Here is a 303-nt window from a genome sequence, read left to right as displayed (position 1 = left end):
ATATAAGGGCGTCCGTCGGGGCAAGGGCGCGCGCCGCGCCTGGGCGGCAGCTACGCGCAGCCGCAGGACTGCCGTACGACCAGCTGCGACGGGAACACCTTCAGCCGCTCGCGGCGGGAGCCCGCCACCCGCAGGCCGTCGTCCAGGACCAGGTCCACGGCGGACCGTGCCATCGCCGACCGGTCCGAGGCGACCGTCGTCAGGGGCGGGTCGGCGAGATCCGCCTCCTTGATGTCGTCGAACCCGGCGACAGCCAGCTCCCCCGGCACCTCGATCCGCAGCTCCCGCGCCGCCCGCAGCACG

The 303-nt window shown here is 74.6% G+C and carries 1 protein-coding gene; it reads right to left on the bottom strand.

What is annotated here, in order from left to right; translation table 11 throughout:
• Window positions 1–50: 50 nt before the first annotated feature.
• Window positions 51–303, bottom strand: a 253-nt coding sequence (locus OO69_RS48545; RefSeq protein ID WP_033287461.1) for a substrate-binding domain-containing protein, incomplete at its 5' end; no start/stop codon positions are given.

This window comes from Streptomyces sp. NRRL F-525 (assembly GCF_000716605.1).
In the GTDB taxonomy this organism is placed as follows: Bacteria; Actinomycetota; Actinomycetes; order Streptomycetales; family Streptomycetaceae; genus Streptomyces.
This window is presented reverse-complemented; position numbering and strand designations above follow the sequence as displayed.